Source organism: Brasilonema angustatum (assembly GCF_059505445.1).
Map to the genome: position 1 here is coordinate 109040 of NZ_JCACKO010000145.1, position 19470 is coordinate 128509.

17 protein-coding genes are annotated in these 19470 nt (G+C 43.3%); 7 read left to right on the top strand and 10 right to left on the bottom strand.

What is annotated here, in order from left to right:
- Nucleotides 1-635: 635 nt before the first annotated feature.
- The 3 genes from AC5JM2_RS29895 to surE form a co-directional block, all read right to left on the bottom strand.
- Nucleotides 636-1706: a bifunctional riboflavin kinase/FAD synthetase gene (locus AC5JM2_RS29895; protein ID WP_495838822.1), complete on the bottom strand. Its 1071-nt coding sequence runs from the start codon at nucleotides 1704-1706 to the stop codon at nucleotides 636-638.
- Nucleotides 1707-1910: 204 nt separating this feature from the next.
- Nucleotides 1911-2831 (bottom strand): MBL fold metallo-hydrolase, encoded by a 921-nt coding sequence (locus AC5JM2_RS29900; RefSeq protein ID WP_495838824.1) that lies wholly within the window; start codon nucleotides 2829-2831, stop codon nucleotides 1911-1913.
- A gap of 282 nt (nucleotides 2832-3113) precedes the next feature.
- Nucleotides 3114-3911 (bottom strand): 5'/3'-nucleotidase SurE, encoded by a 798-nt coding sequence (gene surE / locus AC5JM2_RS29905; RefSeq protein WP_495838825.1) that lies wholly within the window; start codon nucleotides 3909-3911, stop codon nucleotides 3114-3116.
- Nucleotides 3912-4634: 723 nt separating this feature from the next.
- Here surE and grpE point away from each other — a divergent pair.
- From grpE to AC5JM2_RS29935, 6 genes are all read left to right on the top strand, one after another.
- Nucleotides 4635-5384, top strand: a complete 750-nt coding sequence (grpE, locus tag AC5JM2_RS29910; RefSeq protein WP_495838827.1) for a nucleotide exchange factor GrpE — start codon at nucleotides 4635-4637, stop codon at nucleotides 5382-5384.
- A gap of 199 nt (nucleotides 5385-5583) precedes the next feature.
- Nucleotides 5584-7542, top strand: a complete 1959-nt coding sequence (dnaK, locus tag AC5JM2_RS29915; RefSeq protein WP_495838829.1) for a molecular chaperone DnaK — start codon at nucleotides 5584-5586, stop codon at nucleotides 7540-7542.
- A gap of 542 nt (nucleotides 7543-8084) precedes the next feature.
- Nucleotides 8085-9218, top strand: a complete 1134-nt coding sequence (gene dnaJ, locus AC5JM2_RS29920) for a molecular chaperone DnaJ (protein WP_495838831.1) — start codon at nucleotides 8085-8087, stop codon at nucleotides 9216-9218.
- Nucleotides 9215-9472: a sulfurtransferase TusA family protein gene (locus AC5JM2_RS29925; protein ID WP_495838833.1), complete on the top strand. Its 258-nt coding sequence runs from the start codon at nucleotides 9215-9217 to the stop codon at nucleotides 9470-9472. Before dnaJ ends, AC5JM2_RS29925 begins: the two co-directional genes overlap by 4 nt.
- Nucleotides 9469-10557, top strand: a complete 1089-nt coding sequence (rsgA, locus tag AC5JM2_RS29930) for a small ribosomal subunit biogenesis GTPase RsgA (protein ID WP_495838835.1) — start codon at nucleotides 9469-9471, stop codon at nucleotides 10555-10557. Before AC5JM2_RS29925 ends, rsgA begins: the two co-directional genes overlap by 4 nt.
- 254 nt (nucleotides 10558-10811) lie before the next feature.
- A complete protein-coding gene (locus AC5JM2_RS29935) occupies nucleotides 10812-12401 on the top strand; it encodes a glycoside hydrolase family 57 protein (RefSeq protein WP_495838837.1) in 1590 nt (529 codons plus the stop codon).
- A 128-nt stretch (nucleotides 12402-12529) separates the two neighbouring features.
- Here the strand turns inward: AC5JM2_RS29935 and AC5JM2_RS29940 are convergent, their stop codons facing one another.
- From AC5JM2_RS29940 to petC, 4 genes are all read right to left on the bottom strand, one after another.
- Entirely contained in the window at nucleotides 12530-13012 is a 483-nt protein-coding gene (locus tag AC5JM2_RS29940) for a type II toxin-antitoxin system YhaV family toxin (RefSeq protein WP_495838839.1), read from the bottom strand.
- A complete protein-coding gene (locus tag AC5JM2_RS29945) occupies nucleotides 13009-13332 on the bottom strand; it encodes a hypothetical protein (RefSeq protein WP_169266834.1) in 324 nt (107 codons plus the stop codon). The genes AC5JM2_RS29940 and AC5JM2_RS29945 overlap by 4 nt, the downstream gene beginning before the upstream one ends.
- Before the next feature lie 121 nt (nucleotides 13333-13453).
- Nucleotides 13454-14455, bottom strand: a complete 1002-nt coding sequence (gene petA, locus AC5JM2_RS29950; RefSeq protein ID WP_495838841.1) for a cytochrome f — start codon at nucleotides 14453-14455, stop codon at nucleotides 13454-13456.
- A gap of 95 nt (nucleotides 14456-14550) precedes the next feature.
- Nucleotides 14551-15090 (bottom strand): cytochrome b6-f complex iron-sulfur subunit, encoded by a 540-nt coding sequence (gene petC, locus AC5JM2_RS29955; RefSeq protein WP_495838843.1) that lies wholly within the window; start codon nucleotides 15088-15090, stop codon nucleotides 14551-14553.
- Between the two features lie 226 nt (nucleotides 15091-15316).
- Between petC and AC5JM2_RS29960 the strand changes: the two genes are divergently transcribed.
- Nucleotides 15317-15628, top strand: coding sequence for a DUF3067 family protein (locus tag AC5JM2_RS29960; protein ID WP_495838845.1), 312 nt, complete (start codon nucleotides 15317-15319; stop codon nucleotides 15626-15628).
- A gap of 58 nt (nucleotides 15629-15686) precedes the next feature.
- Here the strand turns inward: AC5JM2_RS29960 and AC5JM2_RS29965 are convergent, their stop codons facing one another.
- From AC5JM2_RS29965 to AC5JM2_RS29975, 3 genes are all read right to left on the bottom strand, one after another.
- Complete coding sequence (locus tag AC5JM2_RS29965; protein ID WP_495838847.1) at nucleotides 15687-16022, bottom strand: tRNA-binding protein; 336 nt, start codon at nucleotides 16020-16022, stop codon at nucleotides 15687-15689.
- On the bottom strand, nucleotides 16019-16828 hold the full coding sequence (gene tatC / locus AC5JM2_RS29970) for a twin-arginine translocase subunit TatC (protein ID WP_495838850.1): 810 nt from the start codon (nucleotides 16826-16828) through the stop codon (nucleotides 16019-16021). Before tatC ends, AC5JM2_RS29965 begins: the two co-directional genes overlap by 4 nt.
- Nucleotides 16829-16921: 93 nt before the next feature.
- A complete protein-coding gene (locus AC5JM2_RS29975) occupies nucleotides 16922-19114 on the bottom strand; it encodes a lytic transglycosylase domain-containing protein (RefSeq protein ID WP_495838852.1) in 2193 nt (730 codons plus the stop codon).
- Between the last annotated feature and the right edge of the window lie 356 nt (nucleotides 19115-19470).

A 19470-nucleotide genomic window follows, 5' to 3' on the forward strand; every position in this document is an offset into this window, starting at 1 on the left:
TAAGTGGAGGATTTCTCGCTCTTAATAAAACTAATGTACTATCAAACGTCTCACTTTACGACATTTAATTTATGAAAAATAATTAAGTGTATTTTCCGCTTATCCAAATAAGCGACGTTTAATTAGTGAAAAAATAGTGTTAACGACTTATAATATGTTAAATTATAAAAGAGTAGCCAAAATCACCTTAAAAATAAAACCCTTGCATGGTAAGGGTTTTATGAATAAAAAAACGACATTAATTTGTGAAATAGCGACATTTAATTTGTGAATGTACATGAACGGGTAGTGTGCACCTTGGACGCTCATACCAAGTTGCGGCGAAATCATCTCACCAAGTGCCCCCTTGGCATGCCTTGGAGAAAAGTGCCCGTGAGGGCAGGGTAAGGTGACAAGTATGAATGCAACACACGTATCAGTATCTCAAAGTTTGACGGTAAAAAGGAACTCCTCGTTCCGCCCAACGGGAAAGTTAAATCCCAAGATGCGGAAAACGTCGGTGCAGGACTGGACTCACCAGTTGCTTCCACCGACGTTTCCCTCAAAACAGTACTAGTCTCACTTCGCTCTACTGAGAATGACAAAATGACACTTTTGAGACAGACATCCTCTTAGTATTCCCCCAATAAGCTAAACTAAGACTCTGCACGAAAAAAAGCTCTAGCGACATTACAGTCTTGTTGAATTTGTGTTTTTAGGGCTTCTAGAGAAGAAAATTTTTGTTCTGGTCGCAAAAATCTTTCTAGTTGCACCATCAGCTTTTTGCCATACAAATCACCAGACCAATCTAACAGATGGATTTCCACAGATTGATACGTACCATTTACCGTTGGGCGATGACCTATATTCATCACACCTAAGTAAATATTCTCTGGATTGTCTGATGTTTCATCGTAGACGATAACACGAACAGCATAGACACCGTGGCAGGGCAAAAACTTGTCTTTCGGTAATTGTAGGTTGGCTGTGGGAAAGCCAATAGTTCTGCCCAGTTGTTGACCTTTAATGACAGTACCGATAAGAGTGTATGCACGTCCTAACAGTTGATTTGCGCTTTGAAGATCGCCGATGAGTAAAAGTTGCCGGATGAGTGAAGTGCTAATGCGAGTTTCCTCGGCCCAAGCAACACTGACACCACCCCTGTCTGTAGATCCATGACTTGCAGAGGTTTCTAGAGGAACGATACAAACAGGAATGCCGTACTGGGCGGCGATCAATTTCAAATCTAGCGCTGTACCACTGCGGTTGGAACCAAAGCAAAAATCTTGCCCAACGCTAATTTGGGCAGCTTGCAGTTGTTTCACCAGAATCTTTTCTACAAACTGTTCAGCAGATAAGGTAGATAATTCTTTGTCGAAAGGCAGCAGGACGAGTTGTTCTACTCCCAGCAATTGTAACTGATGAATTTTTTCATCCAGTGGTGTTAACCAAGTACGAGGTTGCCCAGTAAAAAATTCTTGTGGATGAGGATTAAAGGTGACAACCGTCGAGTAAACGTGTGGAGTTTGAGAGGACGCAAACAGCGTTTCGGCAAAGTTCCCTACGTTTTCTGCCCTCTTGAAGGGCGGCAATATCGGTTGAATAACCTTCTGATGACCAAGGTGTACGCCGTCAAACTTGCCAAGAGCAACAAAAGTTGGAGTTCGAGCCAATTCGGTTGAAGAAGTTACCCACACAGAACACCCATTTTGAGACAAATTTAGCACGTCGATTTTGGGATTTGAGGTTATATTAAGCTGTCAGCTAATACAGTTCTTAGAACCAAAGCCCTATGCCTTCCCGTAGGGTGGGGACGCTTGTGCAACTGTTCGTTGACACCTCCTCCGGCGAAAAGCTCCTCATTGTTCTGCACGAGTTGTGTGCTAGCGACTGATTGCTGAAAGCTCCTTATCACCAATCTAATCCAAAATTTAAAGTTGCTCCGACTGCAATCTGTAAGTCGAAAATTTCCTAATGGGAAAAGATTCTGATAAAGGGACTGGTACGGGAACTTGAACTACCATTCCTTCACGTGCCATGATAGCATTAGGAAATTTTTGTGCTGCTTCTTGTCCGACACGATCCAAAAACTCATCGTCATGGGATGGGTCGTGATGAAAAATGACCAGAGTTTTGACATTAGAGGATCTGGCGATCTTCACAGCTTCTTGCCATGTAGAATGTCCCCAACCAATTTTAGGCTGAATTGGGGAATTATACTCTTCATCAGTGTAGGTGCAATCGTAAATCAGAATGTCAGCGTTACGAGCTAAGCGCAGGGCGTTTTCATCTAGTCTGTCAGAATAATGTTCCGTATCAGTAATATAAGCTACAGCGCCACCACGCCAGTTGACTCTGTACCCGACCGCTTCTCCCGGATGGTTGAGTGGAGCTGTTTCTATGATAATGTCATGAATGTGAATCGGTCGCCCGGATATAACGTCGTAGAAATCTAAATTTGCCTGCATAATCTGCAAGGGAACAGGAAAATTTGGGTGCAGCATTTGATCATTAAGACGCTGTTCTATGGTTGAACCATCGGGGGCGATCGCACCGTAAATATGAAAAGTATTTCCCTTGACAAATCCTGGGGAAAAGAAAGGGAAACCTTGCATATGATCCCAGTGCGAGTGGGTGAAAAAAACGTGTGCCTCTATCGGCATATTAGGCAACAAAGATTGCCCTAAAACGTGCAGTCCTGTGCCTCCATCAAAAATTAAACGTCTGCCACCCACTTGCATCTCTACACAAGGGGTATTACCGCCATAACGAACGGTGTGTGGTCCCGGACAGGGGATACTGCCACGAACCCCCCAAAAATGCACGCTAAATTGATTCTCTATCCTAGACATGGGTGTTGCTTGCTGGACCCAGCGGGCACTCAATACAAAAAATTGTTACTTATTTTGTTAAGTTTATTCTGTTTCACGACTTTTAGTAGTAGTGGTATTTATTGGTAAAACAGCATACCTTGTTTCAGGTTACTTTTGTCTTTACTTATGAAAAACTTCAAGGCAGCAGTTTTGGAGTGCAAACGTTTGCGTATAACTTACTTTCAATGACACTCCGACTTTATAACCGATATTTTGCTCTCATGGATTTATCCATATACTTGCCTTGATAAAGAAAAGACTTTACGGAAACTTAAAATTCCACTGAGATAATTGATTCAATCCATTTGCATAAGTAAGGTTGTATTGTAATGGAGTCATACTGATGTAGTTTTTACGGATCATATGCACATCTATAGGTATATTTTCAGGAAGATTTAAACCTACTGGAGGTTCCACATCTTCTACAACTTCTCCCGTCAACCAATAGTAAGTTTTCCCACGCGGATCTAATCGTTTATCAAATACATCGATGTAACGCCGCACTCCCTGGCGCGTGACACTAACTCCTGCAATTTCTTCCCATTTAACAGCGGGGATATTGATGTTAAGTAACATCAACCCTGGTAGAGGGTTTTGCGCCAGTTGTCCTACAAAGATTTTGGCAAAGTCAGCAGCTGGTTGAAAGTCCTTATTTGTGTGACTGGTAAGACTGAGCGCCACACTGGAAATGCCTTCAATCAAACCTTCCATTGCTGCAGAGACAGTACCAGAGTAGAGAATTTCGGTTCCTAAATTAGCACCCTGATTAATGCCAGATAGAACTAAATCTGGTGGAGAATCTAACAAAGCCCACAGCGCCAATTTAACACAGTCTGAGGGAGTGCCATCACAAGCCCAAGCTTTGACAGCAGGATGAAAAATCGACTCAACCATTTCAGCGCGAATTGGTTGATGCATTGTTAATCCATGCCCAGTTGCGGAACGCTCTCGATCCGGGCAAACTACATTGATATCATGACCTGCTTGCGCTAAAGTGTTTGCTAGAGTACGAATACCTAGAGCAGAAATACCATCATCGTTGCTAATCAGTATTTTCATAATTAAGAATTTTCAAAAACTTTTTCCACATTCCAAAAAACCTACCCTTGAAAGCGGGAAGCCCTCCGGGGATGACCTGAGCCCTGCGGGCAGGACGGCCCCATACCGAACGGTCACGCTGCGATAGCCGAATGGCCTGGCGGAGCGCCGCCATAGGGAGCCAGCAGATGCCGTGAGAGCGGAAAGCCGTCATTCACACTGTGGTCTCACCGCAACGCACTGGCTCACGCCACATGCCTCAACGCGCTTAACCCGCGCACGGTGAGACAGCGCGAATGACGGCTCTCCCGACCTAGGCGACTGCGGAGGGAGACCCTACCAAGAGCGCTGGACTCACCACCGTAAGGCGTGGCCGTTCCCACTAGGGCAGTGGCTCCCCTTATACCCTTACATTCTGCCCTATGGCACAAAGTGCCATAGGGCATTGACCTCACTCCCCATTTTCTCTGGGATGCCTTTTTGAGGGTAACCCGTCCAAGGAGCTTATACGCTAACTTACTCAGCATTTGTCAAAATAGATGACGGTGGCCACTCTAAATCTAAAGGATGAAGAATGAAATATTCCGTACTTCATTCATAGTTTATACAATCCTATAAGAAGTCGTCCGCAAGGTGTTACCTAGTTCATAGTTCATATTCCAGGTAACCGGTTTTTGCAGCCGAATTCAATTGTTGCAAGATATGGGGATAACTACCCAATTGAGCATCTGGGAAGAGTGCACAATGATAGACGAAGATAAACAGCAAAACAACACAAACCAGCAATCAGGTGAAGAAAGCGAGGAAAAGCAAGCAATGACAAGCGACTCTACAGCCGACATCAATCCCAACGTAACCCAAAGCGAGACTGAGCCAGTGGCAAGGCAAATCAACGTCTCTGAAGATACAGCAACACAGAGTCAAGACAATAGCGTTGCTGCAAAAGTTGAGGGCGCAAGTACTGACTTTACAGCCAAAGAAGCTGCACTTCATCAACAAATTGAGTCTCTAAAAGCGCAGCTAGAAGAGCGCAGCACTCAATATATGCGGATTGTGGCTGATTTTGAGAATTACCGCAAACGGAATCAAAAAGAGAAAGAAGATTTGGAGCAGCAGATAAAACGGAACACGATTACTGAATTACTACCAATCGTTGATAATTTTGAACGAGCAAGAGCGCAAATTAAACCCCAAAATGATGGGGAGATGACGATTCACAAAAGTTACCAAGGTGTTTACAAGTTATTAGTAGATTCCTTAAAGCGCTTGGGTGTCTCACCAATGCGTCCAGAAACTCAACCATTCGATCCCAACTTGCACGAAGCAGTATTGCGGGAACCTACGGATGAATATCCTGAAGGAACAGTGTTAGAAGAGTTAGTACGCGGATATTACTTGGGCGATCGCGTGCTGCGCCATGCAATGGTGAAGGTGGCTGCTCCAAAGGAAGATGCACCTTCGAGTGCGGAAAACTCAGTTGAGTCTAGCCAATAGCTAACGTGTATTCGCTCGCCTTACTGATCAAAAGTCCCTGGGAAACTGGGGCGAGCAATCTCACCACACCCGACAGATAGTCACGGAAACATCACGCCCAAAGTTTAGCAATCTTTACCCGGTGTTCGTGTATCGCGAACACCGGGTAAAGATTGCTCAAAACTTCCGGTCAAAATACTGGTGTCAAAAACTGATATTTATGTCAAAAGTTATTGGGATCGATTTAGGCACTACCAACAGTTGTGTCGCGGTTCTCGAAGGTGGTCAACCAATTGTCATTACGAATTCAGAGGGTGAACGAACGACTCCTAGTATTGTAGGATTCGGTAAGGATGGTGAACGCTTGGTCGGTCAACTGGCAAAACGTCAAGCGGTCACGAATGCGGAAAACACTATTCTCAGTATTAAGCGATTTATCGGTCGTCGTTGGGCCGATACTGCAGGTGAACGCTCGCGCGTTTCTTACACTTGTGTCAAAGGTCGAGACGATACTGTTGATGTCCTTCTTCACGGACATCATTACACACCACAAGAAATCTCCGCTATGATCCTGCAAAAACTGAAACAGGATGCGGAAAACTTTTTAGGTGAACCTGTCCAAAAGGCAGTGATCACAGTACCAGCATATTTTACAGATGCTCAAAGACAAGCTACCAAAGACGCTGGTACAATTGCCGGACTAGAAGTTTTGCGGATTATTAATGAACCAACTGCTGCTGCCTTAGCCTTTGGGTTGAATAAGCAAGACCAAGAGCAGCTCATCCTAGTATTTGACTTAGGAGGCGGTACCTTCGATGTTTCCATTCTACAATTGGGGGATGGAGTCTTTGAAGTCAAGGCGACTTGTGGCAACAACCACCTCGGTGGGGATGATTTTGATAACTGTATTGTTCTGTGGATGATCACACGCTTCCAGGAAGAAGAGAAAGTTGACCTTTCTGGGGACAAGATGGCTTTGCAACGTTTGCGGGAAGCAGCGGAAAAAGCAAAAACTGAACTTTCCAGTAGAATCAGCACTTCAATTAATTTGCCTTTTATCACTGCTGATGAAACAGGAGCGAAGCATTTGCAAATGGAACTCACCCGCGCCAAATTTGATGAGTTAACGGCACATTTGGTTGAAGCGACTATCGAACCGATTACTCAGGCGCTCAAAGATGCACAACTCAAACCACAAGACATTGATCAGATGATCTTAGTAGGCGGTTCCACTCGCATTCGAGCTGTTCAAAATGCCTTAAGCAAATTTTTTGATGGCAAAACTCCAGATCGCTCTATCAACCCCGACGAAGCAGTTGCACTAGGAGCAGCTATTCAAGCTGGAGTGCTGGGTGGTGAAGTTGATAATTTGCTTTTGTTAGATGTGACGCCCTTGTCTGTGGGGATTGAAACTTTGGGAGAAGTGTTCACCAAAATCATTGAACGCAACACCACAATTCCAACTACCCAGTCCCAAATTTTTTCCACAGCAGTTGATGGGCAAACTGGAGTGGAAATTCACGTCCTTCAAGGTGAACGGGCAATGGCGCGGGATAACAAGAGTTTGGGCAAATTTCTCCTTCCAGGAATTGCGATCGCTAAGCGTGGTGTACCGCAAATTGAAGTCTCTTTTGAAATTGATGTTAATGGCATCCTCAAAGTTGCAGCACAAGACAAAGCCACTCTTCGAGAACAAAGTATTCTCATTACCAATACAGGTGGCTTAAGTGCCAACGAAGTTGAAAGCATGCGACAACAAGCCGAAATGTTTGCTGAAGATGACAAAAAACGTATGCAACTGGTTGAGTTGAAAAATCAAGCAGATAATCTACTGTATAGTTACGAATCTACCTTAAAGTATAATGGTGATATATTTAACGACCAGATGAAAGCCTTGGTCATTGAAAAAGTCATACAGTTACGAGCAGCAATGGCAGATGAAGCAATCTCTGTAGCTGAATTTCAACAAGACTTGGATAACTTCCAGCAAACTTTGTTTGACATTGGATCCCAAGTGTATAATTCCGTTAATAGCCAAACTAATACAATAGCCGCAGCTTGCGATCATCCATTGACTTTAGAATCAGCAGCACCCTCTAGTGGAACGTCAACACCACCATTTGACTTTGATTTGAAAGATGAGAGCATGATGCAGGTTGGTTACGAGACAATAGACTAGAGAATTGCCAAGAGCTTGGGTTGTGTCCAAAAATGACGGATTCTAGATTCTCACTCCTCTACAATTTGAATCATAGAATCTCTGAAATTGGTTTTAATGGTTGCCCTACATCCCTATATTTCTGTAAGACCCAACCTTGAATGAACGGTTTTCCACACTTTTTAGTGCGGTTAGCTCGTCTGTAAAGTGAGCGGAGTTTTTGCAATCTACGTAGCACAATTGTAAAAGAGACAGCTTCAGGCTATTGCTTTTGTCGTTTACCATGAGGAAAGCACTTGTTGCTGCTGTCAGTAGTGAGTAAAAATTTTTCTGGTCTTAACTTAAGTCTTTGATTTCAAAACTAATTCCAGATTTTTTTGACTCAGTGCTCGACATTCATAACTGTTATGGTGATTTTTGTATAAAGGAAAAGGTAAAATTTTAGTATTAATAAAACTTAACTATTGCCTTCTGCCTTCTTGAACTTCGGAGCGGCGGAACTCGTCGTTAAAAGTTCTCTTTGCATAGCCCGCTTTCTACCTTTTAACTTTCACCTTTGCTCTATGGCTCGCGATTATTATGAAATTCTAGGTGTCTCTCGTGACGCCGACAAAGAAGAAATCAAACATGCTTACCGCCGCCAAGCCCGGAAGTATCACCCAGATGTGAACAAAGAACCGGGAGCGGAAGATCGCTTCAAAGAAATTAACCGTGCTTATGAAGTTCTTTCTGAGCCGGAAACCCGCGCACGTTATGACCGCTTTGGTGAAGCTGGTGTGAATGCTGGGGCTGGTGTAGGCTTCCAAGATATGGGTGACATGGGTGGGTTTGCTGATATCTTTGAAAGCATTTTCTCAGGCTTTGCTGGTAGTGCGGGTGGTACAACCCAAAGACGGCGCAGCGGACCAGTGCGAGGCGATGATCTGCGGCTAGATCTAAAGCTAGACTTTCGGGAAGCAGTCTTTGGCGGTGAAAAGGAAATTCGCATTTCTCATCTAGAAACTTGTGAGATTTGTAGCGGATCTGGTGCTAAACCAGGAACTCGCCCTCGCGCTTGTTCGACTTGTACCGGAACAGGTCAAGTACGTCGTGTCACCAGAACGCCCTTTGGTAGCTTCACCCAAGTTTCGACTTGTCCTACCTGTAATGGTACGGGGATGGTCATTGAAGACAAATGTGATGCTTGCGACGGCAAGGGTGCCAAACAAGTTACGAAGAAACTAAAAATATCCATTCCACCAGGAGTTGACAACGGTACACGCTTGCGGATTTCTGCAGAAGGTGATGCGGGTCAACGCAGTGGTCCTCCTGGAGATTTATACGTGTATCTGTTTATCAATGAGGACGAGGAATTCCATCGGGATGGGATCAATATTCTCTCGGAACTCAAAATTAGCTACCTTCAAGCAATTTTGGGATGTCGCTTGGAGGTCAATACTGTAGATGGACCACAGGAATTGTTGATTCCACCCGGAACTCAGCCAAATACTGTGATGACGCTGGAAAATCGTGGAGTCCCGCGCTTGGGTAATCCCGTCAGTCGTGGTGACCACATGATTACGGTGTTAATTGATATTCCGAATAAGTTGACAACAGAAGAACGTGAACTCTTGGAGAAGCTCGCTAAAATAAAAGGAGATCGCACTGGTAAAGGCGGCCTAGAAGGATTTTTGGGAAATTTCTTTCACCAACGATGAGTGTATCTTCCCTTTCAACTCCTAATGCTCAACTCGATTTGCGTGGCACCCCTTGCCCGATAAATTTTGTACGGACGAAACTCCGTCTGGAGCAAATGAATCCAGGAGAGTTACTAGAAGTCTGGCTAGATTCAGGGGAACCGATAGAGCAGGTTCCTGATAGTTTGACAATGGCAGGATATAAGGTAGAAAAAATTACAGACTGTGTTAGTTATTTCTCCCTACTAGTCCGCCGCCCTGTTACTGTCTCATGAGAGGGGAAGCCTTAGAAGCGACTGATAAGTTACTAGGGACAGTTCTAGCCGTGCAAGCTAATTTTTACCGAGTGCAGTTAGATATAGGGATGAGACAGATGAGTGAGCAAAGTTCTCCTCATCCCCCCATGCTCTTATGCACTCGCAGAACACGGTTGAAAAAAATCGGGCAACAGGTGATGGTGGGCGATCGCGTAGTCGTAGAAGAACCAGATTGGGCTGGTGGACGAGGGGCGATCGCTCAAGTATTACCTCGTGAAAGTGAATTGGATCGTCCAGCGATCGCCAATGTTAACCAAATCTTGCTACTATTTGCTGTTGCAGATCCACCTTTAGAACCTTTCCAACTCAGTCGCTTTTTGGTAAAGGCTGAGTCAACAGATATAGATGTAGTTTTATGCTTAAATAAGAGCGATTTAATCTCAAAAGAACAGCAAGTAGAAATTACTCAGCAGTTGGGAGGTTGGGGCTACCAACCAATATTTATTAGTGTTAATCAAAGTATTCATATTGACCAAGTAGCTAGTAAGCTTAAAGACAAGATAACGGTGATTGCTGGACCTTCTGGAGTTGGTAAGTCCAGCCTGATCAATACACTGATTCCCAATGCTAACTTACGAGTGGGAGAGGTTTCTGGTAAACTGGCACGAGGTCGGCATACCACTCGTCACGTGGAATTATTTGAATTACCAAGTGGTGGTTTATTAGCAGATACTCCCGGTTTTAATCAACCTGACTTTGATTGTGTCCCAGAAGAATTAGTTAGTTATTTCCCAGAAGCAAGACAAAGATTAGCAGTTGATAGCTGTCGTTTTGGTGATTGTCTGCATCGAGACGAACCGGGGTGTATTGTCAGTGGAGATTGGGAACGATATCAACATTACTTAGACTTTTTAGAGGAAGTTATTAAGCGCCAAACTCATCTTAACCAACAAGCAGATCCTGAATCTACTGTCAAGGTAAAAACTAAAAGTAAGGGAAAGACTGAATACGAACCAAAACTGGAAAGTAAAAAATATCGCCGGACTTCACGCAGGACGCAGTTGCAGGAGTTACAGCAGTTATATCAAGATGAAGAATCATAGGGCATGAGCAATTACCATAAGTAAAAACGACAAAAACAATAATACGCTTGCGAACCGCCGGAATTAACCCAGAGCAAATTGCTTAAAGATAAAATTTTCCTATCATAAGAAAAAGAAATCTTCGGTGTGAACTGATATCCATGTTGAAGAGTTGACTCAAAACTGTAACGATCCCCATAAAGTTTTAAAATATTCTTAACATCTACCAAATCCCAACCTTCAATCTAAATAAGTACCACTCCGGAACTATAATTATGGCTATCGGCTACGTTGCGCTCGTACTCCATGCACATCTGCCCTTCGTTCGTCACCCAGAAAGTGATTATGTGCTGGAAGAAGAATGGCTCTATGAAGCCATTACCGAAACTTACATTCCTTTGCTGCGAGTCTTTGAAGGCTTAAAGCAAGACGGTGTTGATTTTAAAATCACGATGAGCATGACACCTCCTCTTGTGTCAATGCTACGCGATCCTGTGTTGCAAGAACGCTACGACGCTCATTTAGCCAAACTTGAAGAACTTATAGAACTGGAATTCGAGCATAATGTCCACAATGGTCATATTCGTTATTTAGCCGAGCATTACGCCAGTGAGTTTAAGGCGATACGAGAAGTTTGGGAACGCTACAACGGGGACTTAGTCACAGCTTTTAAGCAATATCAAGACACTAACAATTTAGAAATCATTACCTGCGGTGCTACCCACGGCTACCTACCACTGATGAAAATGTACCCACAAGCTGTGTGGGGACAAATTAAGGTAGCTTGTGAACACTACGAAGAAAACTTTGGTCGCCCACCCAAAGGTATTTGGCTGCCAGAATGCGCCTACTATGAAGGTGTAGATCGGATGTTAGCCGATGCAGGGTTGCGCTATTTCCTTACCGATGGACATGGTATTCTTTATGCCCGTCCTCGTCCACGATTTGGCACTTATGCCCCAATTTTTACAGAAACTGGTGTTGCTGCCTTTGGTCGAGACCATGAATCTTCTCAGCAGGTGTGGTCTTCTGAGGTCGGCTATCCTGGTGCCGCAGAATACCGAGAATTTTACAAAGACTTGGGCTGGGAAGCAGAATATGACTACATTAAGCCCTACATTATGCCCAATGGTCAGCGAAAAAATACGGGTATTAAGTATCACAAAATTACTGGTCGCGGTTTAGGACTGGCAGATAAGGCACTCTACGATCCGTATTGGGCACGGGAAAAAGCTGCGGAACATGCTGCTAATTTCATGTATAACCGAGAGCAGCAAGTAGGACATCTTCATGCTATGATGAACCGTCCACCAATTATTGTTTCTCCCTACGATGCCGAGTTATATGGACATTGGTGGTATGAAGGTCCTTGGTTTATTGATTACCTGTTCCGTAAGTCATGGTATGACCAAAAAACCTATGAAATGACCCATTTGGCAGATTATCTGCGGGCAAACCCAAGTCAGCAAGTTTGCCGTCCTTCGCAATCGAGTTGGGGTTATAAAGGATTCCACGAGTATTGGTTGAACCACACAAATACGTGGATTTACCCACATTTGCATAAAGCCGCAGAACGGATGATTGAAATAGCAAAGCGGGAACCAGAAGATGAGTTGGAATGGAAAGCGTTGAACCAAGCAGCGAGGGAACTGCTGTTGGCGCAGTCTTCCGACTGGGCGTTTATTATGCGAACGGGAACGATGGTACCTTATGCTGTCAGAAGGACGCGATCGCACCTCATGCGCTTTAACAAGCTTTACGAAGACGTTAAAATCGGGAAAATCGATAGCGGTTGGCTGGAAAAGGTTGAATTGATGGACAATATTTTCCCCAGTATCAACTACCGAGTGTATCGTCCATTGTAGTCGCAAAACGGAAATCACAGGTTAGGCAGGTGAGAGCATCCTCACCTGCTGGTGCAAAGCCAAAATTTTTTTTCCATTGCCCAGATCATCTAAGCGTTGTACTTTTTCTTCTGTAGTATCTTTGGTAATCATTTAGTTTTCACAGAATCTTTCTTTTCTTCCTGAAAATCTGTTACCTCACATTCGGCGAGCAGTTCTTCTACATTTTCAGGAAAGTCAATATTAGTAACTTTTTTTGCAAAAACCTGATAACAATCGTTTTTATCCCCTTCTTTACGCGGGAATCCTAACCAAATAATGATAATAATTTTTTGTTCTTTAAATGCTCTGAAAAATAATCTATATCGAGCAGGTAGCCCCATTTTCTTCAGACGACCATACCTGTGTAAAGGTTTGTGTAATATAAAGTGAGATGCAAAAGGATCTTGAGTAATTTTTTCTTTAATACCAATATTCAAGCCCTTTAGTAGCTTTACATCTGCATGAGTCATAAACTCTTGTTTAGATAACTCAGTTTTTAAAGTACGAACCCGATGAGACAATTCTACCCATTGCTTATCAAACAATGGGTAGAAAAATATTCTCCATCCATCAGATGTGAATGAGTTCATGCATCCAAAACAACATCACAAAGTAGCTCATCCATTTCGTCGCTCATTTCTTTTGTATAAGCAACGAGTTGCTCAGGATTTGTAATAGCATCTTTCATCAAAAAGTCGAGGAACAGACTCATCATAATAGATTCTGTTTCATCTACCTCCTCAACTTCATCAGTGTCTAATTGCACTAAAAAGGTATTTTTAGACAAGACTTGCACATAACCTGAAGTATTAACTAAATGAGGATGGTCTTTAGAAAAAGCACGAGGTAAGCGAAAACCATCTTGCGTGCCTATCTTAGCAGAAGCTATAGGATAGGTCTTGTCGGTCATCTAAATATGCTCCTTTATAAAGGCAATTCACTTGATTATAACATTTCTTATAATCAAGTCAAACAAACATAAAAAAGACAGGTCAAACACCTGTCCTATGACTGATAATTTGGCTCTGAATTTAGAAATTCATTTCTGCAGCTTGAACTTTTTCAACCTGCTTCTTCTTGAGGACAAGCATAACTTGAGCCAACATAACAAGTGCGACAAATGCAATCATCCATTGAACTCTGCTAGCATCTTGTAGCACAATTTCCCCATCATCTTGACCAAATCCACCGACGTTTGGATTATTGGTCAAAGCCTCATCTTTTTTGACAATTTGTCCTTCAGAGACAATCAATTCAGGTCCAACGGGTATGGTGTCAACTACTACGTCCCCAGATTCAGGTTGGATGCTGAGTTCGTACTTGACGTTACCGTCTTCATCTTCTGTTTTGGCAATCTTGCTAATTGTACCAGCAGCAGAAGCCGTATATACCGCGTTGTTGCTCTTTGCGCCAGTGGGGTAAACTTGTCCGCGTCCACGGTTACCACCTACGTGAACAGCGTACTTACCAAAGCGAATGTTTTTGTCCGTTGCAGGGTTAGGAGAAAGCACCGGGAACACGATTTCCTGATATTGTTCACCAGGTAGCGGTCCGATGATGACAACGTTCTCTTTGTCTTCGGTGTAGGGTTGATAGTATAAACCCTCAATTTCTTCCTTCCACTCCTCGGGAATGCGTTCTTCCGGAGCAATCTTGAAGCCTTCTGGTAGCATCAGCACAGCACCGACATTTAACCCAGCTTTAGAACCATCGGCACCCACCTGCTCTACGCTTGTATCGTAGGGAATTTTTACCACGGCTTTAAATACCGTGTCAGGCAGAACAGACTGGGGAATTTCAACTTCTGTCTGCTTTGCTGCTAGGTGACAGTTGGCGCACACAATTAGCCCTGTCGCTTGGCGAGGGCTTTCAGGGTAGGTTTCCTGTGCCCAAAACGGATATGCTGAAGCTGCTTGAGGTAGGACTAGATCGCTGGTGAAGAAAAATGTCACTGTGGCGATCGCTACGAGCAAGGTTTTGATAATTGTTCCAGCACTGCGAGTTAAACTCGCTGTTTGACAAACATTTCTCATCTCTATAAGGACAACTAGGACAACGATTCTCTGATATTAGTCATTACTCAATAGTCAACTGAGGATGGACATACGAGTTGCATACTCAGCAGTGATTAAGCCCACCAAGGCTCTTCACCTGTACGGAAGTCGGTTTCCGTCCATTGAGTTAGGACGATTTTGTCTTCTTCGGCTTTTGCATGACTCAAAGCTAAAGATAGTGGTGCTGGACCTCGGACAACCTTACCAGTAGCATCGTACTGCGAACCATGACAGGGACACTTAAACTTGCTCTCTGCTGCGTTCCAAGGAACAACACAACCTAAGTGTGTGCAAACGGCGTTAATCCCGTAATCAGTAATCGCCTCTTTGCTATCTACCACAATATAAGTAGGGTCTCCCTTGAGTCCTTGAACCAGAACGCGATCGCCTACATTATGACTTTCCAAAAAATTGCTAACACTGACATCGTTCCCCAGCTCGTTTTTTGCCGTTGTACCACCTCCAGCCCCACCGCTTGATGGAGGAATAAAATAGTTGACAACGGGATACAATGCTCCCAGAGCCACTCCGGTTACAGTTCCAAATGTCAGAAGATTCATGAATTGACGACGCCCCATATCGGGCACGTCCATTGATTCAGAAAATTGAGCCATAACCTACGCGTTCTTTGTGTATTTTGTTAACAAATATGACTTGAGTTTTTAATTAAGAAACTCTTGTCTGAGTGAAAAGGATAATGCCCACAACGATGCCAGGATGGTTTGTGCAAAAATCTTTCCAGCATCTTTCTTAGTAGGATTACATTTCTTTATAGTCCTATCATACTTGAGTCATGGAACTTAACATCATAACTAAATGTAAAAATATTTGAGAAAATATATGACGGGACAGGAATTACGCCAACTGTTGCTTGAGAAGTGGGGACGCTCCTATGATGTCCAGTTGCGTCGGACACAGGGTAAGATATTCTTACAAGTTATGTGGAAATATTTAGAGCAAGCGTCTTTCCCATTAAGTGAGGTAGAGTATCAAGAGCATCTGGATAGCATTGCCAATTATCTCAATGGCTTGGGTGGTGAAACACAGGTGAAAACCTATATTCGAGAAACACGAGAACGCCCACGACTTGGTAAAGCTGTGAGCATTGCGTTAGATTTAGGTGAACGCGCTGCGGAGTGGTTGATTGAGTAGTTGTAAACTATAAACCACCAAGACACTTAAAGCGGACACCAGAAAAATTAGAAGATTGTTATAAAATTCTTTTACCCAGAGGTACCTCTTTCTCTGGCTGAATTAACACGACTTCAGCATCGTCTAGCACTACGCCTAAGACAAGAACTTCAGACATAAAATCAGCGATTTGACGAGGTGAAAAATTGGTGACAGCTAATATTAACTTATCTGTTAAATCCTGTTTTTGATAAATTTTGGTAATTTGAGCACTAGACTTCTTGACGCCCAAATCACCAAAATCTATCCAAAGTTTGTATGCTGGTTTTCGGGCTTGAGGAAAATCTTCTACTTGGATGACTTTACCAACACGAATTTCTACTTTTTCAAAGTCATCGTAACTTATTTCGCTCATTTGCCTACCAACTTAACTAAACCAATACCACCAAAGTAAAGTCCCAAGACTGCCCCTGCTAAGAGACTTTGAGTGAAGGGGTCAGTTGAAGGAGTGAGAATTGCTCCTAAAACCACCGCTCCCATAATAACGTAGCGCCAACCAGAAAGCATTTGCCCAGAAGAAACGATTCCCAAAGCACCAAGTAGGACTTGGATGATCGGAATTTGAAATGCTAACCCAGTACTAAATAGCAGCAACAAGACAAACTCAAAATATTTGTCAATGGACCAGAGTTGTTCTACGACATCAGCACCGTAGCTGATGAAAAATTTCAAAGCAGCTGGTACCAATAAAAGGTAGGCAAAGACTAACCCTCCCGCAAACAAAAAACTTGACCCCAAAACCACAGGTCCAAGTAAGCGACGTTCACGACGAGTCAGTCCAGGGAGAACAAACTGGATAACTTGGTATAGCACAAATGGGCTAGACAAAAGCAACCCACTGTAGCCTGCAACTTTCATTGAAACAAAGAAATATTCTCCAGGAGCCAGTTGCAGAAATTTTACTCCCTGTGCTGGTACTTCTAGCAGCTGAACAATCGGCTTAACGGCAAGAAAACAGCCAACAACACCCACTACTACAGCAATGAGCGAGTAAAAAATCCGTTGTCGTAACTCTTCTAAGTGATCGAAAATTGACATTTCGACTTCACCGGGCAACTCATCGAGATGATCTATAGGATCTATTTCCGGTTTTGAGTCGCCATCTACTTCAAAGTCAACACTGTATGGTGTTTTTGTGTCTACGTTTTGTGGAGGTGTCATGAGTTAGCTAGAACGGCATCACCTGCTAACTATTGTATCTGGGAAGCAGGTGGATGTAGAGACGCGCCTTAAGCGCGTCTGTACTCTTTGATATCATTGAACGGGTAGTTGTGGGTGTACAGTCGAATATTTTCCTACCAACTGCGAAGTTTCTGAATTATACAGTCTTAGGTAATTCCAGTAGTTACCCAACACCTGACGCACGTAATTTTTGGTTTCATCAAAGGGAATTGATTCTACAAATTCATCTAGATCGTCCTTTGGCAGAGTTTGTACCCACTTGGAAACGTTACCGGGACCTGCATTGTAACTGGCGATCGCGAGCATCGAGTTATTACCATACTGCTTATGAGTGTGATCCAAATACCAAGTCCCCAGCATGATGTTGTCGTTGGGATTTTCCAAATTTATTTTTGTGCTGTCTAACTGAATTTGTGGGGCAATCCATTTTGCTGTACTTGGTAGTACTTGCATTAAACCAACCGCACCCGCTGTAGAACGGACTTTTGGCTCAAAATGTGATTCCTGACGCATAAGCCCAGTCACTAGCAAAGGATTGAGTTGACGCTTTTGGGACCATTCCTCAATTTCTTTTTGATAGGGGAAAGGATAACGAGCTTGCCAGTAAGTGACTTGTTTGCTCAAAGCCTGGTACTGTGCTTGTTCTTGCGGCGTTTCTCGATCTTCCAACTTGGCAATTTTGTCAATTCCGATAATATTTTCTCCCTTTGCCAGCCGCATCAAACCTTCAGTAAATTGCTCTGCTACTGTTGGTTGCATTTTGTTCTGAAATTCGGTCTGCCATTGCAACCAAGCATCGCGGTCTTGATCAAGGAGGTATAATTCTTTAAATGTCTCAGAGCCAGCAGTTGGCAGCGGACGCTGGAACGGGACGAGGCTTGGGTTCATCTGGCGCACGGAGTTGAAATTGCCAACATTAAGTCCTAAAGTAGCGCCTGCTCGCCACGAATAGTAAGAATGGGGAAAATTGCTGAGGGTATACTCATAAGCTTGTTTTGCTTCCGCTTTTTTCCCGAGTTTGGTTGCCCATTTTCCAACCCAAAAGCTAGCTCTAGGAGCCAAAATACTGTTGGGGTTATTTTTGGCAATCGGTTCTGCCCATTGCCATGCAGCTTTATAATCTTTGGCTTTCGCTTTTTGTTGTGCAATTTTCCAGCGATATTCTGCCGCTTCCTCAGAATTAGCGTACTTGGTAATCAGTAGCTTAGTAGCCTCACTTGCTGCTTTTGGATCTTGAGCCTGAAGGATTTTGACTTTTTCTACCAGCGCTGTACCTGCTTTGTCAGGAAATTTAGTAATAACCTGATCAAGATACGGCAAAGCATCTTTACGTACTGTTGCCATTTCTGCTAAGCGTAACAGACCAGTGCTAGTTTCTTTAGCATCCGGAAATGCCTTGACAAGTTCTTGATAGACTGCAAGGGCTTCTACTCGTTTTCCACTCACCTGCAATCCTCTGGCAACACGGTAGAGGTTGCGGGCTGTTTTACTTCCTTTGGCGTATGCTGTCGTTACTTTGCCAAATTCATTGTTTTCCCAGTACCCTGAACCAACGATGTCCCACTCTTCGGGTTTAAGGGTGGAATTGTTCGCCAGCTGATCCAATACAGGTACAGTTCCTGGTTGATCATAGGCATATTTTGCCAAAATTAACTGCAATTGCGGTTGATTGGGATTTGTCTCCAACCGTTTACGGATAATTTCCCAGGTAAGGGGATGAGAAGGAAATTCAGCTATTGCTTTGTCCTGATACTCCGGGAGTCCAATGAGATACAAGGCTTTAGCAGCAGCCGGTTGTTTGGGGTACTCTTTGATTACTTTCTGCCTCAGATCCGAGGCTTTGCCTTCTTGTCCTAGAATTTCGTGTGCCTGGGCTTGTTTTAGCAACACATACGGAGCAAGGACTGGATAATCTCTGTCTAATCCATCTAGTAACTTTAGTGCAGGTTGAGCTTGCTTTTGTTCAATTAAGTCACTTGCTAAAAGATAACGAGCGCGATTTTGATCTGCTGAATTTGATGCCTCCTTTATTAGTGCTTCTAGTTTTGCGCCACGTTCTTGCGGAGATTGTGATACCAAGGCAAAAACGGGTGATTTGGCTTTGCTTTCTTCCGAAAGCTTCTCTGGTTCAGTCTTGTGCGGTTTAAGCCATTGACTTACGGATTTTCCTATCTGGGGAGCTGACAGGATTGCCCCACCTAAAAAGGCACATAGTCCAGCACCCACTATGAGAGAAATATGCTTTGTCTGTAGCTTCTTCAGCATCGATTCCCGCTGAAAATTTCACATGAATTTCTTGCCACTTTAGCATCACTAGTGGTCAACGTCTTCAGTTTTAACTTTTGTATTTTTTATTTTTGGAAACAAGGATGAGATGTTGCTTTGAACTTTTAGGAATTATTGGCACTTTGTTGGCGTAAGTAATCTTCGTTAAGGATTAGAGAACTAAGACATACGACTTTTTATCTCAAAGCTTTTTTTCAAAGTAAACACTGGTTTTTTTTATTAGCTTGTTATTAAAATGACTCCATATTTATTTTTCTCAAAACTTATTAAAACTAAGTAATTAAGTAGAAACAAATAGACCAACACTAATGACATTAATAACGTTTACAACTCTT